Source organism: Ligilactobacillus sp. UO.C109 (assembly GCF_026847815.1).
In the GTDB taxonomy this organism is placed as follows: domain Bacteria; phylum Bacillota; class Bacilli; order Lactobacillales; family Lactobacillaceae; genus Ligilactobacillus; species Ligilactobacillus salivarius.
The window spans coordinates 1-622 of the sequence record NZ_JAPSFH010000043.1 but is presented as its reverse complement, the minus strand read 5'-3'; the positions used below and the strand labels follow the sequence as shown (position 1 = coordinate 622).

Annotated in this window: 1 protein-coding gene and 1 pseudogene; one reads left to right on the top strand and one right to left on the bottom strand. The window is 39.5% G+C overall.

Annotation, left to right across the window (positions count from 1 at the left end; all coding sequences use genetic code 11):
- Positions 1–198, top strand: a pseudogene (locus tag OZJ21_RS09265) (hypothetical protein); the annotation flags it as partial.
- Here the strand turns inward: OZJ21_RS09265 and OZJ21_RS09260 are convergent.
- On the bottom strand, positions 122–622 hold a 501-nt coding region (locus OZJ21_RS09260), incomplete at its 5' end, for a hypothetical protein (protein ID WP_442916317.1). The pseudogene OZJ21_RS09265 and the gene OZJ21_RS09260 sit on opposite strands and share 77 nt — an antisense overlap.

Here is a 622-nt window from a genome sequence, read left to right as displayed (position 1 = left end):
AATGCCAATAACTCGGGTAGTGACAATAATCAAGAACTTCCTACAGATAATGGTAATGTAGACACTGGCAACAATGGCAATAACAATGCCAATAACTCAGGTAGTGATAACAGTAGTATCCCTACTGACAATGGTAATGTTGACAATGGAAACAGCGATAATAACAATGCCAATAACTCGGGTAGTGAGAAAGCTTAAGTACATCAAGCAGCTTGAGTGAATCCTTGAGTACAAGCTCATCCTTAAGCGAAAGCTTGAGCACATCAAGTTCATTAAGTGAATCCTTGAGTACAAGTTCATCCTTAAGTGAAAGCCTAAGTACATCAAGTTCCTTGAGCGAATCCTTGAGTACAAGTTCATCCTTAAGCGAAAGCTTAAGCACATCAAGCAGCTTGAGTGAATCTTTGAGTACAAGCTCATCCTTAAGTGAAAGCCTAAGTACATCAAGCAGTTTGAGTGAATCCTTGAGCACAAGTTCATCACTAAGTGAAAGCTTAAGCACATCAAGTTCGTTGAGTGAATCCTTGAGTACAAGCTCATCCTTAAGTGAAAGCTTAAGTACATCAAGTTCGTTGAGCGAATCCTTGAGTACAAGTTCATCCTTGAGTGAAAGCTTAAGCAC